The sequence below is a fragment of the Idiomarina piscisalsi genome, assembly GCF_003987095.1.
Classification (GTDB): Bacteria; Pseudomonadota; Gammaproteobacteria; order Enterobacterales; family Alteromonadaceae; genus Idiomarina; species Idiomarina piscisalsi.
Genome location: NZ_PIQA01000001.1, coordinates 127,691 through 151,359, shown reverse-complemented (window position 1 = coordinate 151,359; position 23,669 = coordinate 127,691). Strand labels below are relative to the sequence as shown.

General features: G+C 47.2%; 21 protein-coding genes. 14 read left to right on the top strand and 7 right to left on the bottom strand.

Features of this window, described 5'->3' with window-relative positions; translation table 11 throughout:
• Nucleotides 1–74: 74 nt before the first annotated feature.
• Genes CWI73_RS00740 through CWI73_RS00720 form a run of 5 tightly spaced genes read right to left on the bottom strand, consistent with a single transcriptional unit; the run spans nt 75 to nt 5,584 of the window.
• Nucleotides 75–839 (bottom strand): SDR family oxidoreductase, encoded by a 765-nt coding sequence (locus CWI73_RS00740; RefSeq protein WP_053952715.1) that lies wholly within the window; start codon nt 837–839, stop codon nt 75–77.
• Nucleotides 840–859: 20 nt separating this feature from the next.
• The gene (mmsB, locus tag CWI73_RS00735) at nt 860–1,756 is read right to left on the bottom strand and encodes a 3-hydroxyisobutyrate dehydrogenase (protein WP_126751100.1); all 897 of its coding nucleotides are present in this window, start codon (nt 1,754–1,756) and stop codon (nt 860–862) included.
• Between the two features lie 27 nt (nt 1,757–1,783).
• Entirely contained in the window at nt 1,784–2,905 is a 1,122-nt protein-coding gene (locus tag CWI73_RS00730; protein WP_126751098.1) for an enoyl-CoA hydratase/isomerase family protein, read from the bottom strand.
• A gap of 9 nt (nt 2,906–2,914) precedes the next feature.
• Nucleotides 2,915–4,072 (bottom strand): acyl-CoA dehydrogenase family protein, encoded by a 1,158-nt coding sequence (locus CWI73_RS00725; protein WP_053952718.1) that lies wholly within the window; start codon nt 4,070–4,072, stop codon nt 2,915–2,917.
• Between the two features lie 12 nt (nt 4,073–4,084).
• A complete protein-coding gene (locus CWI73_RS00720; RefSeq protein ID WP_126751096.1) occupies nt 4,085–5,584 on the bottom strand; it encodes a CoA-acylating methylmalonate-semialdehyde dehydrogenase in 1,500 nt (499 codons plus the stop codon).
• A 69-nt stretch (nt 5,585–5,653) separates the two neighbouring features.
• Here CWI73_RS00720 and CWI73_RS00715 point away from each other — a divergent pair, with 69 nt between their 5' ends.
• Nucleotides 5,654–6,532, top strand: coding sequence for an EamA family transporter (locus tag CWI73_RS00715; protein ID WP_126751095.1), 879 nt, complete (start codon nt 5,654–5,656; stop codon nt 6,530–6,532).
• 20 nt (nt 6,533–6,552) lie between these two features.
• Here CWI73_RS00715 and CWI73_RS00710 read toward each other — a convergent pair whose 3' ends face one another.
• Complete coding sequence (locus tag CWI73_RS00710) at nt 6,553–7,734, bottom strand: acetyl-CoA C-acyltransferase (RefSeq protein WP_126751093.1); 1,182 nt, start codon at nt 7,732–7,734, stop codon at nt 6,553–6,555.
• A gap of 78 nt (nt 7,735–7,812) precedes the next feature.
• Here CWI73_RS00710 and CWI73_RS00705 point away from each other — a divergent pair, with 78 nt between their 5' ends.
• The 12 genes from CWI73_RS00705 to rcsF all read left to right on the top strand — a co-directional run bounded on the left by CWI73_RS00705 (nt 7,813) and on the right by rcsF (nt 22,106).
• Nucleotides 7,813–8,232 carry a MerR family transcriptional regulator gene (locus CWI73_RS00705; protein WP_053952722.1) on the top strand — a complete coding sequence of 140 codons (420 nt, stop codon included), beginning with the start codon at nt 7,813–7,815 and terminating at the stop codon, nt 8,230–8,232.
• Nucleotides 8,229–9,398: an isovaleryl-CoA dehydrogenase gene (locus CWI73_RS00700; RefSeq protein WP_126751091.1), complete on the top strand. Its 1,170-nt coding sequence runs from the start codon at nt 8,229–8,231 to the stop codon at nt 9,396–9,398. The genes CWI73_RS00705 and CWI73_RS00700 overlap by 4 nt, the downstream gene beginning before the upstream one ends.
• 14 nt (nt 9,399–9,412) lie before the next feature.
• Nucleotides 9,413–11,020 carry a carboxyl transferase domain-containing protein gene (locus tag CWI73_RS00695; protein ID WP_126751090.1) on the top strand — a complete coding sequence of 536 codons (1,608 nt, stop codon included), beginning with the start codon at nt 9,413–9,415 and terminating at the stop codon, nt 11,018–11,020.
• 16 nt (nt 11,021–11,036) lie between these two features.
• A complete protein-coding gene (locus CWI73_RS00690) occupies nt 11,037–11,822 on the top strand; it encodes an enoyl-CoA hydratase-related protein (protein WP_126751089.1) in 786 nt (261 codons plus the stop codon).
• A gap of 14 nt (nt 11,823–11,836) precedes the next feature.
• On the top strand, nt 11,837–13,807 hold the full coding sequence (locus CWI73_RS00685) for an acetyl/propionyl/methylcrotonyl-CoA carboxylase subunit alpha (protein ID WP_126751087.1): 1,971 nt from the start codon (nt 11,837–11,839) through the stop codon (nt 13,805–13,807).
• Between the two features lie 2 nt (nt 13,808–13,809).
• On the top strand, nt 13,810–14,715 hold the full coding sequence (locus CWI73_RS00680; protein WP_126751086.1) for a hydroxymethylglutaryl-CoA lyase: 906 nt from the start codon (nt 13,810–13,812) through the stop codon (nt 14,713–14,715).
• A 1-nt stretch (nt 14,716) separates the two neighbouring features.
• On the top strand, nt 14,717–16,660 hold the full coding sequence (locus CWI73_RS00675; RefSeq protein WP_126751085.1) for an acetoacetate--CoA ligase: 1,944 nt from the start codon (nt 14,717–14,719) through the stop codon (nt 16,658–16,660).
• Nucleotides 16,661–16,663: 3 nt separating this feature from the next.
• The gene (locus CWI73_RS00670; RefSeq protein WP_126751084.1) at nt 16,664–18,880 is read left to right on the top strand and encodes a putative bifunctional diguanylate cyclase/phosphodiesterase; all 2,217 of its coding nucleotides are present in this window, start codon (nt 16,664–16,666) and stop codon (nt 18,878–18,880) included.
• Between the two features lie 17 nt (nt 18,881–18,897).
• On the top strand, nt 18,898–20,544 hold the full coding sequence (locus CWI73_RS00665; protein ID WP_126751083.1) for an electron transfer flavoprotein-ubiquinone oxidoreductase: 1,647 nt from the start codon (nt 18,898–18,900) through the stop codon (nt 20,542–20,544).
• Between the two features lie 130 nt (nt 20,545–20,674).
• Nucleotides 20,675–21,130: a hypothetical protein gene (locus tag CWI73_RS00660; protein WP_058579353.1), complete on the top strand. Its 456-nt coding sequence runs from the start codon at nt 20,675–20,677 to the stop codon at nt 21,128–21,130.
• A gap of 132 nt (nt 21,131–21,262) precedes the next feature.
• Nucleotides 21,263–21,676 (top strand): H-NS family histone-like protein, encoded by a 414-nt coding sequence (locus tag CWI73_RS00655; RefSeq protein WP_053952732.1) that lies wholly within the window; start codon nt 21,263–21,265, stop codon nt 21,674–21,676.
• 148 nt (nt 21,677–21,824) lie between these two features.
• Nucleotides 21,825–22,106 (top strand): Rcs stress response system protein RcsF, encoded by a 282-nt coding sequence (rcsF, locus tag CWI73_RS00650; RefSeq protein WP_053952996.1) that lies wholly within the window; start codon nt 21,825–21,827, stop codon nt 22,104–22,106.
• Nucleotides 22,107–22,110: 4 nt separating this feature from the next.
• On the opposite strand, the gene CWI73_RS00645 is transcribed toward rcsF, so the two are convergent.
• Entirely contained in the window at nt 22,111–22,749 is a 639-nt protein-coding gene (locus tag CWI73_RS00645) for a hypothetical protein (protein WP_126751082.1), read from the bottom strand.
• A gap of 199 nt (nt 22,750–22,948) precedes the next feature.
• On the opposite strand from CWI73_RS00645, the gene tsaA reads away from it, so the two are divergent.
• Entirely contained in the window at nt 22,949–23,653 is a 705-nt protein-coding gene (gene tsaA, locus CWI73_RS00640; RefSeq protein WP_126751081.1) for a tRNA (N6-threonylcarbamoyladenosine(37)-N6)-methyltransferase TrmO, read from the top strand.
• The last annotated feature ends 16 nt before the right edge of the window (nt 23,654–23,669 follow it).

The following is a 23,669-nucleotide window of genomic DNA, read 5'->3' as shown; positions in this document are numbered from 1 at the left end:
TGTTTTTTAGTTACTCACTACTATAACAGAGACGCCCTTCATTCGGCTATTTACATTACTTTATCTAATGCGATTTACAGTCGTACGCCACCGTCAATTTCGACGACTCGACCGCTGAAAAAGTCATTTTCAATAATGTAACGTGCGCTGTGGGCAATTTCATTGGGCTGTCCCCAGCGCTTCAACGGCACCATAGACAACGCACGCTCGACCGCTTCGGGTTTCATTTGAGCTGTCATTGGCGTTTCAATAAAGCCAGGGGCAATAGCGCCACAGCGAATGCCATAACGACCAAGCTCCCGCGCCCAGGTTACTGTCATTGCAACTACACCGGCTTTCGTTGCGGAATAGTTAGTCTGACCCATGTTGCCAGCTCGAGCTACACTAGAAATATTAATAATGACGCCCTTTTTACCGGCTTTCACCATTTGTGCTGCCGCCTCACGACCGCACAAGAAGGTTCCGGTCAGATTCACATCCAGCACTGACTGAAACTGTTGCAGAGGCATTTTCTGCTTCAGTTCTCCGTCTTTGTACTTAATCAGTAGACCGTCGCGCAGTAAGCCGGCATTATTCACTAATACATCAATGCCGTTAAACTCTTGCTGAATTTGCTCAAACACGGTTTCTACTGACTCTTCGTCAGTAATGTCGACTTCATAGCCAATAACCTTGGCTGCGCCTAATTTTTCGCACTGTTCTTGAGCGTCACCTAATACGTCACCGTTAATGTCGATAAGCGCTAACTGAGCGCCCTGCTTGGCAAAGTCTTCAGCCATTGCAAGACCCAGTCCCTGAGCGCCACCGGTAATTACAATCACACTGTCTTTAATTTGCATGTGTTTCCTCAATTCTTAAGTTACTTCTGTGACTTAGGCGCCACATAGTTAAAGATACTGGAAAAGTCCTGACGACCATGGCCTTGTTCAGACCAACTGTGGTATAGATTACGCGTCAGCGAGCCCATTGGCGTCGCGGCACCACTTTCCAGGGCCGTTTGCTGGGCTAAGCCTAAATCCTTCGCCATTAGGTCAACCAAAAAGCCACCTTGATAATCGTTACTGGAAGGTACGTTTTCCATAACCCCCGGGCATGGGTTATACACTTCCAGCGTCCAGTTACGACCTGAACTTGCCAGCATTATTTCGGATAAAATTTTCGGGTCAAGACCATTTGCCTTGCCCAATTGCAGAGCTTCTGACGTGCCAACCATCAATACAGAAAGCAGCATGTTGTTACAAATTTTAGCAATTTGCCCGGCTCCGACATCGCCTGCACGGAACACATTTTTGCCCATGTCGTTCAATACAGTGCGTGCACGGTCTACATTGCTTTCAGTACCACCGCAAATAAAGGTTAATGTACCGGCTTTCGCACCACCCACGCCACCAGACACAGGTGCATCAATGAAAGCGATACCCGCTTTCTCAAGTTCTTCACCCACAAACATCGCTGTATCTGAAGAAATTGTGCTGCAATCGATAACTAATTGGTCTTTAGACAGTTTGTTAATAAGTCCGTTGTCACCTAAATAAACACCTTTAACGTGGCGGTCTGCCGGTAACATTGAAACCACAAACTCAGCGCCATCAATAGCTTCTTCGGCGGTTTTCGCGGCTTGTGCACCATCTGCGACAACGGCTTTTAGCGCCTCTTCTGACAAGTCGAACACTTTAACTTTGTGCCCTGCTTTAGCCAGGTTGCTGGCCATTGGGCCACCCATGTTACCCAGTCCAATAAATCCTACGGTTGCCATGTCGGCACTCCTTCTTGTTCATTCGTTTTATTTATCGAGATCGGCCAGCGGATGCGTTCTGTCACCCCACGGAGGTAAAAAGAATGCATCAACCTCTTCTGCGGGTACGTCCGCCACTGAACTGTGCTGCCATTGTGGATTTTTATCTTTATCAATCAGCAAAGCTCGAATGCCTTCAGCAAAGTCACCGCGAACCGCGCAGTTACACGACAGCGTCAACTCTAACCGGAAGCAATCAGCTAACGACAGGTCAGAGCCTTGCTGTAACTGGTTCCAAACCAAATGAGAGGTGAACGGGCAACCGTTCGCCAGGTTTTTCCGTGCCCGGCTTAACCATTTGTCATCAGTTTCATCGTTAACAATGCGCTCAGCAATGTCACCAATGTCATTACCTGCTGTGAGCTCAGAAATAAGAGACTGATGCGGTTCTACCTGAGGCGCTGGCAGTGCCGTTGTGTCGTCACTCGCTACTGCGCTCAGTAAGTCAGTCACTTTTTGTTTATTAAGCGCGGCTGTATTGCCCCACTCAGTCTCTTTGAGACTAGTCAGTATAACGTCTTTACTCTCATGACCAACGAAGTGATCGGCCAAGTTCAAATAAAGCGCATCATTGGCATTGATGGTTGCGCCGGTAATTCCGAGGAATAACCCACAACCTTCCGGCATACGGTTCAGGAAGTAAGTCGCGCCAACGTCTGGGTACAAACCTATAGTAACTTCCGGCATGGCCAGTAAAGATCGCTCGGTCACAATACGGTGGCTGGCTCCATTCATTAAACCCATACCGCCGCCCATCACTATGCCGTCACCCCAGCAAATGAAAGGCTTCGGGTAGGTCTGAATGAGATAGTCCAGCTTGTATTCCTGAGTAAAGAAGTTTTCAACCTCTTCCACTAACTTGCCTGGCTCGGCCTGCATAGCTTTGTACATAGCGACAATGTCACCACCGGCACAGAAGGCTTTTTCACCAGAGCCCTGCAACCAGACACAAGCCACTTTGTCGTCATCTGCCCATTTCTTGAGCTGTGGCAGCAGCTTTTCAGCCATTGCCAAACTTAAGGCATTCAACGATTTCTCGGAATTTAATGTAGCAACGCCGATGACTTTGTCACCGGCGCTAAGTTCTTCAAAAAGTACAACGTCTTGCATGGAATCTCCTTACAAGATTTCGCGATCGTTATCCGCCAGCATACGGCGGCCGATAATCATACGCATGACTTCATTCGTGCCTTCTAAAATTTGGTGTACACGAACGTCACGCACATGGCGCTCTAACGGATACTCTTTAATGTAACCATAGCCACCATGCAGTTGTAGCGCATCGTTACATACTTTAAAGCCAACGTCTGTCGCAAACTGCTTCGCCATAGCGCAATAGGTGGTTTTGTCAGCGTCGTTGTTATCAACTTTACTGGCTGCCAAACGCACCATTTGACGTGCTGCTACCAGCTCAGTGGCCATATCAGCTAACTTAAACTGTAGCGCCTGAAAGGCTGCCAGAGGCTTACCAAACTGCGTACGTTCCTGCATATAAGCTTTAGCCGTATTCAGCGCCGCTTGTGCGGTACCGACAGAGCAAACTGCAATGTTAATACGTCCACCGTCTAAGCCCATCATGGCAAACTTAAAGCCTTCGCCTTCTTTACCCAGCAAATTCTCTGCCGGAATGCGAACGTCTTCAAAGGTCACTAAGCGAGTCGGCTGGGCATTCCAGCCCATTTTGTCTTCAGCTTTACCATAGACAATACCTTCTGCGTCGGCCGGCACTGCAAAGGCAGAAATGCCTTTAGGACCATCTTCGCCAGTGCGTGCCATAACGACCAACACGTCGGTTTCACCGGCACCCGAAATGAACATTTTAGAGCCGTTCAGAACGTACTCGTCGCCATCTTTTTTCGCGCTGGTGCGTAAGCTGGCCGCATCTGAACCTGAACCAGGTTCTGTCAGGCAGTAAGAGCCCAACTTCTCACCGGTAACCAACTCTGGTACCCACTGGTCAATTACAGACTGTTGGCCGAACGAGCCAATCATCCAGGTGACCATGTTGTGAATGGTCATCATTGCAGTTGTTGCGGTACAACCGCCAGCCAGTTGTTCAAAAATTAATGCTGAATCTAAACGGCTCATACCGAAGCCGCCAGCTTCTTCCGGCGTGTACATGCCCATAAAGCCCATTTCACCGGCTTTACGGAACACTTCTATTGGGAAATGATGCTCTTCATCCCATTTTGCCGCATTCGGCGCCAGCTCTTTTTCAGCAAACGCCTTTGCCGTATCGACAAAGGCTTGTTGATCTTCTGTCAGTTCAAAGTTCATCGTTGTCCCCTACTACCTAAGGTTAATCGACATATTTGGACCGGCGACTTCATCAATGTCGCTCTCGAACCAGCGCGCCGTCACAGTTTTCGTTTCGCTATAAAAACGCACCGCTTGCTTACCATAAGCGTGGAGATCACCGAAGAATGAACGCTTCCAACCAGTAAACGAGAAGAATGGCAGAGGTACCGGAATTGGAATGTTAATACCCACCTGACCGACTTCAACTTCGTGTTGATATTTACGAGCAGCCGCACCGCTGGCAGTAAAGATAGACGTACCGTTACCGTATGGGTTGTTATTAACCAGCTCTAACGCGTCATCCAGGCTATCGACTTCTGTCGTACATAAAACCGGACCAAAAATCTCAGTTTTATACACTTCCATATCCGGTGTGACACTAGAAAACACAGTCGGCCCTACCCAGTTACCCTTTGGTAAGCCGTCAACTTCACAGTTGCGTCCGTCGACTAAAAGCTTCGCGCCTTCTTTTTCACCTTGAGTAATTAAGGCTTCAACACGCTCTTTCGCCTGTGGGCTAATAACCGGACCATAGGCTGCATTCTCGTCATTCCAGGCACCCGGGCGAACTTTTGCGATAGCTTCAGCCACTTCTGGAATCCACTCTTTCGCAGCGCCAACAAACACGGCGACAGAAATTGCCATACAACGCTGACCGGCGGCGCCAACCGACGAACCAACCAAGTTATTGATAACTTGCTGTTTGTTTGCATCCGGCATAATAACGCAGTGGTTTTTCGCACCGGCAAAGGCTTGTACGCGCTTACCATTTTCTGTACCACGACGGTAGATGTATTCAGCAACAGGTACCGAACCAACAAATGACAATGCACGGACATCGGGGTGATCAAGCAAGAAGTCGACTTGCTCTTTATTACCATGTAAGACCTGCAGAACGCCCTTTGGAGCACCCGCTTCTTCAAACAGCTCTACCAAACACGTTGGTGTTAAAGGATCTTGCTCAGACGGCTTAAGAATAAAGGTATTGCCACAGGCAATTGCCAACGGGAACATCCAAAGCGGAATCATTGCCGGGAAGTTAAACGGTGTAATACCAGCGCAGACGCCTAGCGGCTGCGTATAGCTGTATGAATCAATTTTGCGAGCAACGTTCTCAACCGTTTCGCCCATTAATAACGAAGGGATATTAGCTGCGTGTTCAACCACTTCAATACCGCGCCAGACATCGCCTTTTGCGTCTTCAAATGTCTTGCCGGTTTCCTGAGCCAGGATTTCAGCAATTTCTTCCTGATGCTCTTTAAGCAGTGCCTGATAACGCATCATTACGCGAGCACGCTCTGATACAGGTACTTCTTTCCAGGTTTTAAACGCTTCGCGCGCGCTCTCAACCGCTGCTTCCATTTCACTTTGAGTGGCAACGGGCGCTTCGGCGATAACTTCCTGTGTCGCTGGATTGGTGACAGGAATCCACTGTTCCGACTTCGAGGCGACAAATTCGCCATCTATGTACAGAGGCACTTTCTTAGACATAATTCACCTTCTTGTTGTGTTATTTTGTTCACATCATAATGAACGAATTTAGTTAAGTGAGCCTTTAACGTGACCCTCTTAATTCTGATTACTTTGCTTTGGGCCGCCAGTTTTTCTCTCATTGGCGTTTACCTTGCCGGACAAGTTGACGGTTATATTGTTGTTTTTGTGCGCATGATTTTAGCACTGTTAACCGTTCTACCCTTGTTCCGTTGGCGGCATTTATCGCCCAAAAGTGGGCAGCTACCTCAACTGACTAAGCTGGCCATTATTGGCGCCGTGCAAATTGGCGCCATGTATTTATTTTTGTATCACGCATTTTTGTATTTGAGCGTCGCTGAAGTGCTTTTGTTCACTATTTTTACGCCGCTCTACATTACTCTTATTGATGAACTTATACTCAACCGCAAGCACTTACCCCTACTATGGTGGATAGCAGCAGCGGTCTCTGTCGGTGGCGCTGCCATTATTCGCTATCAACCATTGTCCGATGACTTCATCACTGGCTTCTTTTTAATTCAAGCAGCCAACGCGTGCTTTGCCTTAGGTCAAGTTGCTTACAAACGTCTACCCACAGGTAAAACCCTCGCCCAAAGTCAGCAGTTTGCCGCTTTTTTCTTTGGCGCCAGTATCATTGCCGGACTTGGCGTATTACTGTTCGCCGACTTAAACCTATTGCCAACCACTCAGCTTCAGTGGGGTATTTTGCTCTGGTTGGGCATTGTTGCCTCCGGCCTCGGCTACCTTGGCTGGAACCTCGCCAGCAAGTGGGTTAACACCGGGCAACTTGCCACCATGAACAATGCGCTCATTCCTGCCGGAATTCTAGTTAATGTCTTATTTTGGGAACAGTCTTTCGACTATACCCGACTTATTAGTGGCGCTTTAATTATCGTACTTGCTGTTTGGTTAGCCGGGCGCGCTCACAAATTGAAGCCCGCCGGCTAACTCATAAAGGCGTACGCCAGTTACATCATTTCCACTGCCAGAGCGACGGCTTCGCCACCACCAATACACAGCGAGGTAACACCGCGCTTCTGGCCTTTTTGTTTCAGTGCATGTAGCAGCGTTACTAATAAGCGTGCACCACTTGCACCAATTGGGTGCCCTAAAGCACAAGCGCCGCCATGCACGTTCACTTTAGCCGGGTCTAATTTCATTTCCTGAATAGCCAACATAGTGACCATGGCAAAGGCTTCGTTAATTTCCCATAAGTCGACATCGTCTTTTGTCCAGTCTAACTTGCCAAGCAACGCGTTCATCGCGCCAATAGGAGCAACAGTAAACTCAGACGGAGCTTGCGAGTGCGTTGTGTGGCCCATAACTCGCGCCAGCGGCTGCAGGCCTTTGGCTTTAGCTTCACTTTCACGCATTAAAATAAGTGCAGCCGCACCATCGGAAATAGAACTGGAGTTAGCCGCAGTGATAGTGCCGTCTTTTTTGAAAGCTGCGCGAAGCTGGGAAATTTTATCCAGGCGCGCTTTACCGGGTTGTTCATCAATGTCTACCGTGACGTCGCCTTTGCGAGTCGAATAAGTCACCGGCGTAATTTCACCGTCAAATAGGCCATCTTTAATAGCAGCTTGTGCCTTGGTTAATGAATTAATGGCAAATTCATCCATTGCTTCACGGTCAAGGCCATATTCGTCAGCAGTACCCTGAGCATAAACGCCCATTGCCTTATGCTCATAAGCGTCTTCCAGCCCATCAAGCATCATATGATCAAGTACCTGTCCATGCCCCATACGATAACCGCTACGACCTTTTGGTAGCATATAAGGTGCGTTTGACATACTTTCCATGCCACCTGCAACAACGACATCGGCCGAACCAGCCTTAATTAAGTCGTGCGCCATCATTGCCGCTTTCAAGCCCGAGCCACACACCTTGTTAATGGTAGTCGCGCCTGTAGAGCGAGGTAAATCTGCGTATAGCATCGCCTGGCGAGCCGGAGCCTGACCTAAGCCAGCGGGTAATACATTACCCATGATAACTTCTGAAATATCATCGGCAGTTAAACCGCTGTTACTAAGAGCTGCTTTTATCGCTGTCGCGCCCAAGTTGGGTGCTGACACATCACTCAAACTGCCCTGAAAACCGCCCATTGGCGTGCGGTTGGCCGCCACAATAACGATGGAATCGCTTGACATCTTTCCTCCAAATGCACTTTACGTTAACGTAAACTTCCTCTAAGCTTAGATCCCAGAGCAACCAAAAAGCAAGTACCGATGAACAATAAAATTACCTACAGTATTGGTGAACTGGCAAAGCAATTTGACATTACCACTCGTAGCATCCGCTTTTACGAGGACGAAGGCCTGCTTTCACCAAAGCGACAGGGCCAGCAGCGCATCTATACCAATAAAGACAGAGTCCGTTTAAAACTCATTTTACGGGGCAAACGTTTAGGCTTTTCTTTGGCTGAAACGCGTCGCTTATTTGAGCTTTATGACGCAGACAACAGCAGCGCTGCACAGTTACAAAAGGTACTTGAGCTTATCAGTGAGAAGAAAGTCTCACTCAAACAACAAATGGAAGATATTAATGTATTGCTGACGGAACTCAGTGGTCTGGAACAACGTTGCCAGGACGAACTTGAAGCCATTCAGCAGTCAACATCCAAAGTTCACTCTCAGGAGTCGTTATGATTAGTCAATACACCACTTTTAATTTTGGCCTCGGCGAAACGGCCGACATGATCCGTGAGCAAGTTAATGCTTTCGCTCGTGATGAAATTGCACCACGCGCTGCAGACATTGACGAGAAAAATGAATTTCCAAGCGATTTATGGCGTAAGCTTGGCGACATGGGTCTACTTGGCTTAACCGTTGCTGAAGAGTACGGTGGTTCGGGTATGGGCTATCTTGAGCACGTTATCGCTATGGAAGAAATTAGCCGTGCTTCAGCGTCAGTAGGTCTGAGTTACGGTGCACATTCAAACCTTTGTGTGAACCAAATTCACCGTAATGGTAACGAAGAGCAGAAGAAAAAATACTTACCAAAGCTGTGTACCGGTGAACATGTTGGTGCTCTTGCTATGAGCGAACCTAACGCCGGCTCGGATGTTGTCAGCATGAAGCTGCGTGCTGAGAAAAAAGGTGACAAATACGTTCTTAATGGCAACAAAATGTGGATCACTAACGGTCCGGATGCCGATGTTTTCGTCATTTACGCAAAAACGAAACCTGAGAAAAACTCTCGGGGTATTACTGCGTTTATCGTTGAAAAAGACACCCCTGGATTCAGCCAGGCGCAAAAGCTCGACAAACTTGGTATGCGCGGTTCAAACACCTGTGAGCTGGTATTCGAAAACGCTGAAGTTCCTGAAGAGAACATTTTGGGTGAGCTTAACGAAGGTGTCGCTGTACTAATGAGCGGTCTGGACTACGAGCGCGCAGTTCTTGCAGCAGGGCCATTAGGCATTATGCAAGCATGCTTAGACGCTTGCGTCCCTTATATTCACGACCGTAAGCAGTTCGGCAAAGAAATTGGCGAGTTCCAATTAGTCCAGGGTAAAGTTGCTGATATGTACACTCGTACTAATGCAGCTCGCGCTTACGTTTACGCAGTAGCCCAGTCTTGCGATCGTGGTGAAACCACTCGTAAAGACGCAGCCGGCGCAATTTTATACGCCGCTGAGTTAGCCACTCAATTAGCCTTAGACGCCATTCAATTACTAGGCGGTAACGGTTACATTAATGAGTACCCAACAGGTCGTTTGTTACGTGACGCAAAACTGTACGAAATAGGCGCGGGCACATCAGAAATTCGCCGCATGCTGATAGGTCGTGAAATCTTCAGCGAATCCAAATAACGGGAGGCTGCGCTGTGGCAATTTTATCGAGTAAAGTAAACACTCGTGATGAGCAGTACACTGCAAATTACGAGTCGATGCAGGTTGTGGTTGACGACTTGCACGAAAAAGCAGCACAAATACACCAAGGCGGTGGCCCTAAGTATCAAGAGCGCCACTTATCTCGCGGTAAATTACTGCCTCGTGACCGTATTAATAAATTATTGGACGCTGGCTCGCCATTTTTAGAAGTGGGTCAGTTTGCGGCATGGGACTGCTACGAGGACTATGTACCTTCTGCCGGCGTTGTTGCTGGTATTGGTCAGGTCGAAGGCACCGAGTGCATGATCATCGCCAACGATGCCACCGTGAAAGGCGGCACCTACTACCCCCTGACCGTTAAAAAACATTTGCGTGCTCAGGAAATTGCCGAGCGCTGTCACCTACCTTGCATTTACTTGGTAGACTCTGGCGGCGCTAACCTGCCCCGCCAGGATGAAGTATTCCCTGACAAAGAACATTTTGGGCGTATTTTCTTTAATCAGGCCAACATGTCAGCCAAAGGCATTCCGCAAATTGCAGTGGTTATGGGCCTGTGTACCGCCGGCGGTGCGTACGTACCCGCAATGGCCGATGAAAGCGTTATTGTTAAAGAACAAGGTACCATTTTCTTAGCCGGTCCCCCGCTAGTTAAAGCGGCAACGGGTGAAGAAGTTTCAGCCGAAGAGCTTGGCGGCGCCGACGTGCACACTCGCATTTCCGGTGTTGCCGACCATTTTGCTCACAACGATGAGCATGCTTTAGCTTTAGCACGCCGCTCGGTAGCACGCCTTAACCGTAGTGAGCCAACTCAGCTGGACCGCCAACCATCAAAGCCACCGCGTTACGACGCCAAAGAGCTGTACGGCATTGTTGGTACCGATTTGCGTAAGCCTTATGACGTTCACGAAGTCATTGCGCGCATTGTTGATGATTCTGACTTTGATGAATTTAAAGCCAACTACGGTAATACGCTGGTGACAGGTTTTGCCCGCATTGACGGCTACCCCGTTGGTATTGTCGCGAATAACGGTATTTTGTTCTCCGAGTCGGCGCAAAAAGGTGCCCACTTCATTGAGCTTTGTGCACAGCGTAAAATTCCACTGGTGTTCTTACAAAACATTACCGGCTTTATGGTCGGTAAAAAGTACGAAGCCGAAGGCATTTCCAAACACGGCGCGAAAATGGTTATGGCCGTTTCCTGTGCGAAAGTTCCTAAGTTTACCGTCTTAATTGGTGGTAGCTATGGCGCCGGTAACTACGGCATGTGTGGTCGCGCTTATGATCCAACCATGATGTTCATGTGGCCAAATGCCCGTATCTCAGTTATGGGTGGCGAGCAAGCCGCCGGGGTTATGGCGCAGGTCACCAAAGACAATTTAGCGCGTAAAGGCGAAAGCTTAAGCGACGAAAAAGAACAAGCGCTGAAAAAGCCGATTGTTGAGCAGTACGAAAAACAAGGTCATCCGTATTATGCGTCTGCTCGATTATGGGACGACGGTATTATCGACCCGGCACAAACGCGCGAAGTTCTGGCACTAAGCCTTGCCGCTTCATTAAATGCACCGATTGAAGACAGCCGTTTCGGCGTCTTCCGCATGTAATCGGAGGTTATGAACCATGGCAAAATACACCAGCCTCAACATTGACGACAAAGGCATTGCAACCCTGACGTTGAACCGTCCTGAGATTCACAATGCATTTGACGATGTGATGATTTCAGAGTTACTTCAGGCGTTAAAAGACGTCGAAGATAGTGAGCAAGCTCGCGTTCTGGTATTACGCTCTGAGGGCAAAAACTTTTCTGCCGGCGCGGACCTGAACTGGATGCGCTCTATGGCGGATAAAAACTATCAGCAAAACGTTGAAGACGCCGGAGAGCTTGGGCTGTTAATGGAGCGTTTAGATTTGCTCAGCAAGCCAAGTATTGCGTTAGTACAGGGTGCCGCTTTCGGCGGTGCCGTCGGTTTAGCCGCTTGTTGTGACATTGTACTGGCGCAACCTCGCAGCAGCTTTTGCTTAAGTGAAGTAAAAATTGGACTCATACCAGCGGTTATTAGCCCTTATGTTGTCCGCACTATTGGTGAAAGACAGTCTCGTCGTTACATGCTCACAGCAGAGCGTTTTTTCGCTGACGAAGCACAGAAACTGGGCTTAGTGAATGACGTTGTCGACGACTTTGAAGAACCACTAAATAATTTACTCGATGCGCTGTTAGCTAACAGTCCTCAAGCCGTAACGGCCTGTAAGGAACTTATTCGCAACGTTGGTTCGCGTCCTATTAATAAAGACTTACGCGAACATACTATTAAAGCCATTGCGGAAATTCGCGTATCGGATGAAGGTCAGGAAGGCTTAAGTGCGTTTTTAGAAAAACGCCCTGCTGCCTGGCTCAATAAGAATTAAACACAGGTCCCATTATGATCAACACATTACTGATTGCGAACCGTGGCGAAATCGCTTGCCGTATTATTTCAACGGCAAAGAAAATGGGCATTCGAACAGTCGCCGTTTATTCCGATGCCGACCGAAACGCCCGCCACGTTAAGTTAGCTGACAATGCCGTTCACATTGGTCCTGCCGCTAGCACAGAAAGTTACCTGCGCAGCGACAAAATTATTGCCGCAGCTAAACAAACCGGTGCCGAGGCTATACACCCCGGCTATGGTTTTTTATCAGAAAACGAAGACTTTGCTGACGCATGCCAGGCAAATGACATCATCTTTGTTGGGCCTCCGGTTGCTTCTATCGCCGCAATGGGCTCGAAAAGTGCCGCCAAAGCCATAATGCAAGACGCCGGAGTGCCCTTAGTTCCTGGGTATCATGGTAGCGAGCAGGACACCGATACACTCAAGGCTGAAGCCGAAAAAGTAGGCTTCCCACTGCTTTTGAAAGCCGCATACGGTGGTGGCGGTAAAGGCATGCGCGTCGTCGAAAACATGGGTGAGTTTGACGAAGCCTTAAGTTCAGCCAAGCGCGAAGCCAAGTCCTCTTTCGGTAACGACAAAGTGCTGTTGGAGCGCTTTATTCGGAATCCACGCCACGTGGAAATTCAGGTGTTTACCGACGAACATGGCAATGCTGTTTATTTGGCCGAGCGTGACTGTTCAGTCCAACGCCGTCACCAAAAGGTACTTGAAGAGGCTCCGGCACCTGCGCTGACTGAAAAGACTCGTAAGGACATGGGTGAAGCTGCCATTCGTGCAGCTCAGGCGATTGATTATGTTGGCGCCGGCACCGTGGAGTTCTTGTTCGATCAAAGCGGCGAATTCTACTTTATGGAAATGAATACCCGGCTTCAGGTCGAGCACCCTGTTACGGAAATGATCACCGGGCAGGACTTAGTAGAATGGCAGTTATTGGTCGCTTCAGGCCAACCGTTACCGCTTGCTCAAAACGATATTCAGGTTAACGGACATGCGTTCGAAGCACGTATTTACGCGGAAGATCCAGACAACGACTTCTTACCGTGCACCGGCACCATCAACCATTTGCGCACACCAGCTGAAATAAACGGTGTACGTATCGATACCGGCATTGAAGAAGGCGATGAAATTTCAGCTTTCTACGATCCCATGATTGCCAAGCTAATTGTCTGGGATACCGACAGAAGCCGCGCTCTACTTCGTCTGCAAAAAGCATTGCGCGAATACCGGTTAACAGGGCTGACAACCAATGTCGATTTCTTGCACCGTTTAGCATCGCACCCGGAGTTTGTGAATACGAATTTGACCACTGAGTTTATTCAGCAGCACCAGGACGCCCTGGCACCTGACAGCTCAGTGAATCATCAGCAAATTGCGACGGAAGCTGCGCTGTTCGATATTGTTCAACGCCAGCAGCAACGTGGCAGCTCTCCGTGGCAAAGTGGTAACGCATTTAGAGTGAATTCAGCAGCTACGCACAGCATCCCGTTGCAATTCAATGATGACCATTACACCATTGCGCTGGTTGAGACTGGAAAGGGTGAGTTTACTCAACACATCGATGAAGAGAGTATTCATTGGCAAGTATCTCTGACCGATGACAAGCTGACCTTAACAGCGGGTGACATGCGTTATTCACGCTACGTCAGTGCGGACGACCAACAAATTACTGTCTTTACCGACAATGGCCCTGTCACTTTCCATCGTCACCGTGTCGCTGATACCCTTTCTGATGATACAGCGCATGGCGGACACGTTGCGCCGATGAACGGCACTATTATGGAAGTCCTGGTGACTAAAGGCGATACCGTCGAAAAAGATCAAGCGCTTGTCATTATGGAAGCCATGAAAATGGAGTACACCATACGCGCAGGTCATGATGGCGAAGTCACAGATATATTCTTTGCCGCAGGTGACCTTGTCAGCGACGGTGATGAACTCATCGCAGTTAGCGAAGCGGAGTAGTTATGGCTATTGCAGAGCAGATTAAAATTGTTGAGGTGGGTCCTCGAGACGGCTTACAGAATGAATCCGCTGTTTCTGTAGACGCTAAAGTCACTCTTATCGAAGCTCTGGCGGATGCGGGTCTATCGTATATTGAGAGTGCGAGTTTCGTCAGTCCAAAATGGGTGCCACAAATGGCTGACAGCACAGCGGTTATGGAAAAAGTAAACCGCCGCTCCGGAGTTACCTACGCAGGCCTTACACCTAATCTAAAAGGCTTCGAGGCAGCAGTGGCAGCTAATATGGATGAGGTGGCGGTATTCGGAGCGGCTTCTGAAGCCTTTACACAAAAGAATATTAACTGCAGCATTGATGAGTCGCTGGAGCGGTTCAAGCCTGTCATTGCAGCGGCAAAAGATAAAGGCATTCCTGTTCGTGGTTACGTTTCTTGCGTGCTGGGCTGCCCATACCAAGGTGAAGTGCCAATCGATAATGTGGTTAAAGTCGCAAAAGCTCTGTATGACATGGGATGTTACGAGGTGTCTCTGGGTGACACCATAGGCGTAGGCACCCCGCTTAAAGCTCAGAAAATGTTGGCAGCGGTAGCTGAACAAGTACCCATGGAAAAACTTGCCCTGCATTTCCATAATACTTACGGACAAGCATTAGCCAATATCATGGCCTGCTTGCCATTAGGTGTTGCGACTATTGATTCTGCCGTTGCCGGCCTTGGTGGCTGCCCTTATGCTAAAGGCGCTAGTGGAAATGTTGCCACCGAAGATGTGGTCTACATGCTGAACGGTATGGGTGTAGAAACAGGCATTGATTTGAATAAGCTAATCGCTGCGGGCGCAGGTATTTGTGAACACCTAAGTCACGGGCCTCGCTCACAGGTAGCCATTGCAGAATTAGCAAAACGAGGGGAATAAAATGACTTCAGAAGCATTGTGGCAACCGTCAGCGGACACTATTGCCAACGCCCGCATGACCGACTTCCTGCAACAGGTAAACACGGAAAAAGGTTTAGCGTTGGCGAATTATCACGACCTTTATCAGTGGTCTGTTGATAATGATGAAAGCTTCTGGTCAATGATTTGGGACTATTTTGATGTTATTGGCAAAAAAGGCTCTACCGTTGTAGCCGATAAAGAAAAAATGCCTGGCGCCAAATGGTTTCCCGAAGCAAAGCTTAATTTTGCAGAAAACTTGCTGCGGCATAAAGATAATAAAATTGCGTTAATTTTCCGCGGTGAGAACGGTGCCCGACAGCAACTTACGTATGCCGAGCTGTATAAAAGAGTTGCAGGCCTTGCTGCGGGGCTTCGTAAGCAAGGCGTAACAGCTGGCGACCGCGTTGCGGCTATGATGCCAAACTGCATAGAAACCATTATTGGCATGTTGGCAACCACCAGCATAGGAGCTATTTGGTCGTCGTGCTCTCCCGACTTTGGTGTGCAAGGCGTGCTGGATCGCTTTGGTCAAATAGAGCCGAAAGTCTTAATTACCGTCGACGGCTATTTCTACAACGGTAAAAACCTCAATATTAAAGACAAAACCGCCGATATCGTTGAAAAAATCCCTAGTATTGAAAGAACTGTCATTGTTAACTTCAGTGACCAACAAGAAACGTTCACCGGCGATAACGTTGTTTCATGGGATGATTTTTCCGACAGTAGCGCTACTCAAGTTGAGTTTGTTGAGCGCAACTTTAACGACCCGCTTTATATTATGTTCTCATCCGGCACAACCGGAGTTCCCAAATGCATCGTCCACGGCACGGGAGGAACATTACTACAACACCTTAAAGAACACGGTTTACACACTGATCTCGATACCGAAGACAACCTTTTCTATTTCACCACCTGCGGCTGGATGATGTGGAACTGGTTGGTCAGTGGTTTAGCCGTTGGTGCAACCTTAACCTTATTTGACGGTTCGCCGTTCGCACCAGAGCCGGAGTTCCTATGGGATGTAGCCGACGAAGAAGACATTACTGTTTTTGGAACCAGTGCTAAATACCTTGCGGCACTTGAAAAAGCCGGTGTGAAACCCAGAGAAAGCCACCAACTGGAAAAACTAAGAAGCATACTGACAACAGGGTCAGTTTTGCCCCCGGAAAGCTTTGACTACGTTTATCGGGACATCAAAAAAGATCTTTGCTTGTCTTCTATCTCAGGTGGTACCGACATCATTTCATGTTTTGCGTTAGGTTGCCCTATTCTGCCGGTTTATCGCGGTGAGCTTCAGTGCCGGGGTCTCGGTCTGGCGGTCAATATCTATGACGACAATGGCAAGCCGATACGCGGCGAAAAAGGCGAGTTAGTTTGCGAGAAATCATTCCCTTGCATGCCTGTCGGCTTCTGGGGGGATGACAATGGCGAACGCTACTTTAACGCTTACTTTGCTCGTTTTGACAACACATGGGCGCATGGTGACTTCGCTGAGTTAACCGAACACAATGGCGTTATAATCCACGGCCGTTCTGACGCTGTGCTTAATCCTGGCGGTGTTCGTATCGGCACTGCTGAAATTTATCGCCAAGTGGAAAAAGTAGACCAAGTCCTTGAAAGTATCGCTATTGGCCAACAATACGATGGTGACGAGCGCGTCGTTCTTTTTGTTAAATTACGCGAAGGTATTGAGCTTACCGACGAGCTCAAGCAAACTATTGCCAAAACCATTCGTGCAAATGCAACGCCGCGGCATGTGCCAGCCGTTATTTTGCAGGTTGACGATATACCCCGTACTATAAGTGGTAAAATTGTCGAATTGGCTGTGCGTAACGTGGTTCATGGTGAGCCCGTTAAAAATACAGACGCATTAGCGAACCCTGAAGCACTCGACTATTTCAGGGACAGAGAGGAGTTACTCTAAGCAATGATGTTTATTCAGGGGTCGCGGCAAGCCGTTATCGCGGCAGTTGTGGGGGTGGCAGTCACTCTCACAGCCTTTTTCTATCTGCGATACACTGAAAACGAAAAAGCACATGAGGCTTTGGAAGCTGAGGCTTATAGCCTGCAGCGCGATATCCGCCAAAGTCTTGTGTCACACCTATTCGTTGCAGAGTTACTTGCGCGGGAGTGGGAGCGCAGCGAAATAAGCTTAAACTCTCGCCGCGACTCAGACGCCGACATTGTCACGCTTTATTACCCCAACGTGCAAAACGTGGTTTGGCTGAATGCCGACCAAAAAATACAGTTTTTGTATCCTAAAAATCAGAAAAATGAACTCATAGGAACACCGTTTTCTGACAGTCCGTTGCGCGCGCAACTAAGTCAGTCTCAAAACAACCGTCATGCGATGATGGGACCCGCTGGAAACCTTGGTCGCCTCAGTAGCGACATTGCCATTTTTGTTCGCGTTCAGCGTTCTGATACTCCGGGCTTTATCGGCTTTGTTATTAGTCTTCAAAGTATGTTCAACAATGTCATTCGAACCAATATCAGCGAAGGTTTTCAGGTTAGCATTAGTAATGGCACTGGCATACTTTATGAATTTGCCGGAGACCCATCTCTAAAAGCGGGCTGGACGCACAACCGCCGCTTACAGCTTGTCGGGAATAGCTGGGAGTTGGCTGTTTGGCCAACCGCTGAACACATGAGTGATCTTAGAGGCTCAGTTTCTACTGCGGTTTTACTGGCCGGGCTATTCATTACTGCGGCTCTTACATTTGTACTTTATATTCTCGGCCAAAGTCGCTTCAAAGCGCAGCAACTCGCTGACGCTAACATCGAGCTTTACAGCGAAATAGACGAACGCGAACGCGTTGAAAAACAAATGGCTTATTTGGCTGAGCACGATGCACTCACCGGCCTTATTAATCGCAATGCGTTAAAACGTATTTTGGGTGAATGGCTTGAGAAAGGTGATGCTAAAAACAACTCTGCCCTGCTGTTTATCGACCTCGACCGCTTTAAAGAAGTGAACGATGCTCTGGGGCACACCGTAGGCGATGAATTGCTCCGGCGTGTTGCTCGCCGTATTAATAAACTGGCGCCTAACAGTAGTCAGCTCGCTCGTGTTGGCGGTGATGAATTCTTGCTCGCAATTGAGTGCACGGAAAGTCGACAACAAGTCGTTACTCTGGCAGAACGATTATTGCAGGCTTTAGATGCGCACTTCTTTGTCGATGTTTATGAGCTCTTCATAAGCGCTTCGATTGGCATCACCTTTGCGGAAGACGCCGATTTCAACGCTGAATACTTTATTCGTAACGCTGATACCGCGCTTTATCAGGCAAAAGAGCAAGGTCGTAACACCTATAAAATATACGACAAAGCCATACACAAAGACTTAACCAAAAAACTAGAACTGGTTAAACGCCTGCGACATGCCGTTAATAAGCAGCAGCTCACCGTTTACTATCAGCCGAAAGTTGAGTTAAGTAGCCGCCGTATCACAGGCTTTGAAGCCTTGGTTCGCTGGGTCGACGAAGATGGTTCTATTATTCCGCCGGACCAATTCATTCCACTGGCTGAAGATACCGGCTTAATTATTCCTATTTCGGAATACGTTATGCGCGAATCCTTTTTACAGTTAAAGCAATGGCATGAGCTAGGCTTTACGGAGTTAAGCATTGCTATCAACATTTCGGGTAAGCAATTGCATTTGCCGGACTTTGCCGACGATGTCATTGAAAAAGTTAACGAAGCCAAAGTACCACCGAGTAAAGTCGAACTGGAGCTTACCGAGCAAGTCTTTATAGACAACATACAATCGCACACAAGATTCATGCATTCCGTGCGCGAGTACGGTATGTCTTTAGCCATTGATGACTTTGGTGTAGGTTACTCGTCACTTTCTTATCTGAAGAATTTTCCGGTAACGTCGCTGAAAATTGATCGTTCATTCGTGAAAGACTTACCAGATAATGAAGATGATGCGACAATTACTCAAACAATTATAAGTTTAGCGCGCAACCTAAATATCCAGTTGGTTGCTGAAGGTATTGAAACAGAAGAGCAAGTTGAATTTCTGCTGCATAGAGAGTGTGCAACCGGGCAAGGTTTCTTATTCAGTAAGCCGGTTCCAGCGCAACAAGTCACTCAATTATTACAGCAGTACAACGGGCTAATACCAATACAAATAGCCTGAATAAAGTGGAGGTTCACGTGGAACGCGAAAGCATGGAATTTGATGTCGTCATTGTTGGTGCAGGTCCTGCGGGCTTAGCAACTGCGTGTCGACTCGGTCAGCTGGCTCAAGAGAACGAGCAAGAGCTGATGATTTGTGTCGTTGAAAAAGGTGCTGATATTGGTGCCCATATCTTATCGGGTGCAGTATTTGAGCCTCGTGCATTAAATGAATTATTCCCAGACTGGAAAGATCGCGGAGCCCCACTTAACACAGAGGTTACCGGTGACGATATTCTGTTACTAAAAGACGAAGAAAACTTCAGTCGCTTACCCAACTTTTCGGTTCCTAAAACCTTTCACAATAAAGGTAACTATATTGCCAGCATGGGCAACCTGTGTCGCTGGATGGCTGAGCAAGCAGAACAGCTAGGCATTGAAATTTTCCCGGGCTTCTCAGCGGCCGAGCTACTATACAACGAAGACGGTTCAGTAGCAGGCGTACAAACCGGTGATATGGGTGTTGCCAAAGACGGTAGTGAAAAAGACGGTTATATGCCCGGCATGGAGCTGCGAGCAAAATATACCGTATTTGCTGAAGGTTGCCGCGGACACTTGGGCAAGCAACTGATTAGCCAATTCGAACTGGACAAAGACGCCACACCACAACACTACGGCCTTGGCTTTAAAGAAATATGGGATATTCCCGAAGAGTTACATGAGCCGGGTAAAGTGGTTCATACCGCGGGCTGGCCTTTAGAAGGCAATGCCAACGGTGGTGGTTACCTTTATCACGCAGAAGACGGTCAGGTGTACCTGGGGCTTATTGTCGACCTGAACTATGAAAATCCATACATGAACCCTTTCCAGGAGTTTCAGCGTTTCAAAACCCACCCTGCCATTAAACAAATTATTGAAAATGGCAAACGTGTTTCTTATGGCGCTCGGGCTATTGCTAAAGGCGGTTATTACTCATTACCGAAAATGACCTTCCCTGGCGGATTAATCGTTGGCTGTAATGCGGGCACATTGAACTTCTCTAAAATTAAGGGCAACCATACGGCAATGAAGTCTGGCATGATTGCCGCTGAAACGCTTTTTGACGAACTAAAAGCCGGTAACGCAAACACTGAGGCGAAGCAATACACTGAACACTTTGAATCGTCGTGGGTGTACGACGAGCTTTATCGTTCACGCAACTTCGGTGGTGCAGTTCATAAGCTCGGTACAATGCTTGGTGGCGCCTATAATATGGTTGACCAGAATTGGTTTGGCGGAAAACTACCGTTTAAATTTAAAGAGTGGACACCAGACTATAAAGCAACAGGTAAAGCCGATAACTTTAAGCCTATTGAGTATCCTAAAGCTGACAATAAACTCACCTTTGATCGTCTGTCTTCAGTATTTTTATCTAATACGAATCATGCGGAAGATCAGCCATGTCATCTAAAACTCAAAGATGACGATATTCCGCTTAAGGTTAATTTACCGGAGTTCGCTGAGCCAGCGCAACGTTATTGCCCGGCCGGAGTTTATGAAGTTGTTGAGGAAGACGGAAAACAAGTTTTCCAAATAAATGCTCAAAACTGCATACATTGTAAAACCTGTGACATTAAAGACCCCAGTCAAAATATTACCTGGGTGGTTCCAGAAGGTGGCGGCGGCCCAACTTACCCTAATATGTAATTGTTTTGTAAAGACACCAGATAGAAACACCCAGGCATGCTATATGTCTGGGTGTTTTATTTTTTATGGCTTGTAGAAACAAATTTTCTGAACTAAACCTAATACAAAGAAATGCAATGAGGTGACTTTTATGAAACACATCAATTTAGGAATAACATCACTGGTGGCTGCTTTATTAATCTTCAACGGAACTGCTTTTGCTCAGCAAAAGTCTGAAGAAGCAAAAGAAATGAAGCAGGACAAGAAAGAGATGAAAGCTGACATGGAAGCAATGAAGGAAGAGCGCAAAGCCGAGATGGAAGCTATGCGCGAAGAGCACAAGGCTGAGATGATGCAGCGTAAGGAAGAGCATAAAGCCGAAATGCAAGAACGCAAGGAAGAACGGAAATATGAGAAAGAAGAACATAAATTAGAAAAGGAAAAAAGAAAGCACGATAAAAAAGACAGAAAAGAAAAGTGGAAAGCTGAAAAAGAAAAGCGCAAAGCCGAAATGAAAGAGAAGCGTCAGTCTCTGAAAGATAAAAAAGACGACTCTGACGATGACTCTGATGACGATGACAACAACGACGGCAATAATATCTCTTAAGCAATACAGATATTAAATAGAGAAAAAGAGCGACTATCGCTCTTTTTCTGTTTTTAGCCGTATTTTATTGCTGTTATTTTAATCAAGCGTTATTATTCCCAGCAATTAAATATAGGAATTAGGGAAATTAATATGAGTGAGTTTTTAAATATTATTCGTCACGAAAGACGTTTAAAGTCGGCATTAAAGTCTCTTTCAATTGAAGAGTTAGAATCAATAAAAGAAAAGTTCGATTCGGTTGTCGCAAAACGCAGAGAAGAAGAAGCCGAAAAGCTTCGTGAACAACAAGAGAAAGCAAAAAAAATAAAAGAGTTCAAAGCAGCGATGGCCGATGCTGGCATTGAACTATCGGATATTCTCGAACAAGAACTCGGTGGCGAGCCTATCGTCAAAACCACAAAGAAACGTGCGCCCAAACCTCCTAAATATGAATACACCGACGACGAGGGCAATCGTCAAACCTGGACTGGCCAAGGCAGAATGCCAAAGCCAATGAAAACAGCTTTAGATAACGGTAAGCCGTTAGAGTCTTTCCTAATTAAGTAGCGCTTTTTGTTGAACAAACTCTAAAGCTTGATTAGGCTATAAAAAAACAAAAACGCAAGGACTCAAATTGCGCTTTCCATTATTTATAGCTTTACCATTACTAACACTGACGGGCTGCTCGATACTTCCGGGCGGCTCAAGTTCGCCTATGAATTGGTCATCACACTCTGCTGACATTTACCGTCAAGGCAACTTACCAAGCTCTAACTATGAGGTTATCAGTGTTGTTAATGGTGAAAGCTGCCAGCGAGAATATAAAGCGGCCCCTGCGTCAGAATCAGACGCTTTAAAGGCCTTAAGAGCAGATGCGGCTCGCTTTGAAGCCGATGCTGTTATTGAAACTCAATGCTTTAATTTAAAACCCGACGCAGACTCCATTTGCTATAGCGAAGTCAGTTGCGTCGGGCGAGCCATTCAGTGGGTCGACTAAGCGCTTAGTTACTCAATTTACTCAAGCGCACGTCACCCACGCCTACTTCTACATCAACACGAACTGACCCTGTGCCTTCATAAGTAGACTCTGAAGTCACCATCATGCGCTCGTTATTGCTGTTATCAAAATTATCCAAACGAGTATCTCCGACACCAACTGACGCCGTTACCTCTTCGTAGTCTCCAGCCCTCAAGTCTAAGTCTATATCCCCAACGCCCAGCTCAATATCGCTGTTAATAAAAGGCAATACTCCGCTGATTTCACCAACGCCTAACTCTAAGTCCAGATGGTTAATCTTTGGAACTCTAATGACCCAATGCTGAACCATATCGTCCGCCGGTGTTGCCGATACTACGAGTTTATTTCCTTTTCTTTCGCCTTTTATTAAAACGGCATCAATATCGCCGCCACTGGTAAACCAACTGTCTCCGTCTGATTCAACTCGCAACTCTATTTCTACTGCGTCATTGTCTGACGGCATTAGTTCAACTGTCCCAACCGTTGCTTCCAAATGAATCTCTGTTTCTAAGTCAACAATATAACTCTCGGTTAATTCCTTTTCTTTTGCAAAAGCCGCTGTACTTAGGGTCACCAAACCAATAAAGGCCAGTGTTAAAGGCCAAATTTTATGCTTCATCATTTTGCTTTTCCTTTTTTGATAGCACCAGTTCATGATTAGTCAGTAATAACCTCAAATGGTTACGGTTAGACAGCAATCGGCGTGCCAAAATAATTACTCTTTAAATTTCAAATAGTTAAAAAACTAACAAATCTCAGGTTAGGCAAAATCGCAATAATGTGGTCAAATTGGCTATTATCGCCAGGTAAAAGTGTGAACCATGAAAAGCCAACAAAAACTGACACCTATCGCATATATCAAAACGCCCTACCCTGAGAAATTCAGCGTGCCCAGACAAAGCCGGCTTACGCCTAACGTTTATGCGACAGTTGAGTTAGCTGGCGATTATGATCATGCCCAGGCAATAAAAGGCATTGAGCAATTCTCACACCTGTGGCTTGTTTTTGAGTTTCACCAACATTCAGACTGGCAGGAAAAAGTGCGTCCACCGAGACTGGGAGGCAATGAATCTGTCGGTGTTTTCGCATCACGATCCCCTTTTCGCCCCAACCAGTTGGGTCTGTCTGTCGTCGAGCTTGTTGGCGTTGAAACAACGCCCTGCGTGTGCTTAAAAGTGCGTGGTGCCGATATTGTCGACGGCACACCCATAGTCGACATTAAACCTTACATACCTTATGTCGACGCCATAGAGGATGCTAAAGGAGGTTTTGCCGACAATCAGCCAGAGCAACTTAGCGTTGAGTTTTCACAAGAAGCTGCGCGGCAATTAGAGCAACTGTCCGGCCGGAATAAAGAACTACGCGAAGCCATTATTGACGTACTGCAGCAAGACCCCCGCCCTGCCTACCATAAGGCGAAAGCTGCCAGGAGAATCTACGGAACTGCGCTTTTTGACTATAATATTCGCTGGTACGTTGAAGAAAATACGGTTTTTGTGGAAGAAATTGCACAAAATACTCTGTAAAAGACTTTTGACCTTC

What these genes read in the sequence shown, in the direction of transcription:
- CWI73_RS00710 (WP_126751093.1), bottom strand. Translation starts at nt 7,734, where the DNA reads ATGTCAAGCGATTCCATCGTTATTGTGGCGGCCAACCGCACGCCAATG.
- mmsB (WP_126751100.1), bottom strand. Translation starts at nt 1,756, where the DNA reads ATGGCAACCGTAGGATTTATTGGACTGGGTAACATGGGTGGCCCAATG.
- rcsF (WP_053952996.1), top strand. Translation starts at nt 21,825, where the DNA reads ATGAATTGGTCATCACACTCTGCTGACATTTACCGTCAAGGCAACTTA.
- CWI73_RS00690 (WP_126751089.1), top strand. Translation starts at nt 11,037, where the DNA reads ATGGCAAAATACACCAGCCTCAACATTGACGACAAAGGCATTGCAACC.
- CWI73_RS00655 (WP_053952732.1), top strand. Translation starts at nt 21,263, where the DNA reads ATGAGTGAGTTTTTAAATATTATTCGTCACGAAAGACGTTTAAAGTCG.
- CWI73_RS00740 (WP_053952715.1), bottom strand. Translation starts at nt 839, where the DNA reads ATGCAAATTAAAGACAGTGTGATTGTAATTACCGGTGGCGCTCAGGGA.
- CWI73_RS00685 (WP_126751087.1), top strand. Translation starts at nt 11,837, where the DNA reads ATGATCAACACATTACTGATTGCGAACCGTGGCGAAATCGCTTGCCGT.
- CWI73_RS00645 (WP_126751082.1), bottom strand. Translation starts at nt 22,749, where the DNA reads ATGATGAAGCATAAAATTTGGCCTTTAACACTGGCCTTTATTGGTTTG.
- CWI73_RS00700 (WP_126751091.1), top strand. Translation starts at nt 8,229, where the DNA reads ATGATTAGTCAATACACCACTTTTAATTTTGGCCTCGGCGAAACGGCC.
- CWI73_RS00725 (WP_053952718.1), bottom strand. Translation starts at nt 4,072, where the DNA reads ATGAACTTTGAACTGACAGAAGATCAACAAGCCTTTGTCGATACGGCA.
- CWI73_RS00660 (WP_058579353.1), top strand. Translation starts at nt 20,675, where the DNA reads ATGAAACACATCAATTTAGGAATAACATCACTGGTGGCTGCTTTATTA.
- CWI73_RS00680 (WP_126751086.1), top strand. Translation starts at nt 13,810, where the DNA reads ATGGCTATTGCAGAGCAGATTAAAATTGTTGAGGTGGGTCCTCGAGAC.
- tsaA (WP_126751081.1), top strand. Translation starts at nt 22,949, where the DNA reads ATGAAAAGCCAACAAAAACTGACACCTATCGCATATATCAAAACGCCC.
- CWI73_RS00720 (WP_126751096.1), bottom strand. Translation starts at nt 5,584, where the DNA reads ATGTCTAAGAAAGTGCCTCTGTACATAGATGGCGAATTTGTCGCCTCG.
- CWI73_RS00705 (WP_053952722.1), top strand. Translation starts at nt 7,813, where the DNA reads ATGAACAATAAAATTACCTACAGTATTGGTGAACTGGCAAAGCAATTT.
- CWI73_RS00675 (WP_126751085.1), top strand. Translation starts at nt 14,717, where the DNA reads ATGACTTCAGAAGCATTGTGGCAACCGTCAGCGGACACTATTGCCAAC.
- CWI73_RS00730 (WP_126751098.1), bottom strand. Translation starts at nt 2,905, where the DNA reads ATGCAAGACGTTGTACTTTTTGAAGAACTTAGCGCCGGTGACAAAGTC.
- CWI73_RS00670 (WP_126751084.1), top strand. Translation starts at nt 16,664, where the DNA reads ATGATGTTTATTCAGGGGTCGCGGCAAGCCGTTATCGCGGCAGTTGTG.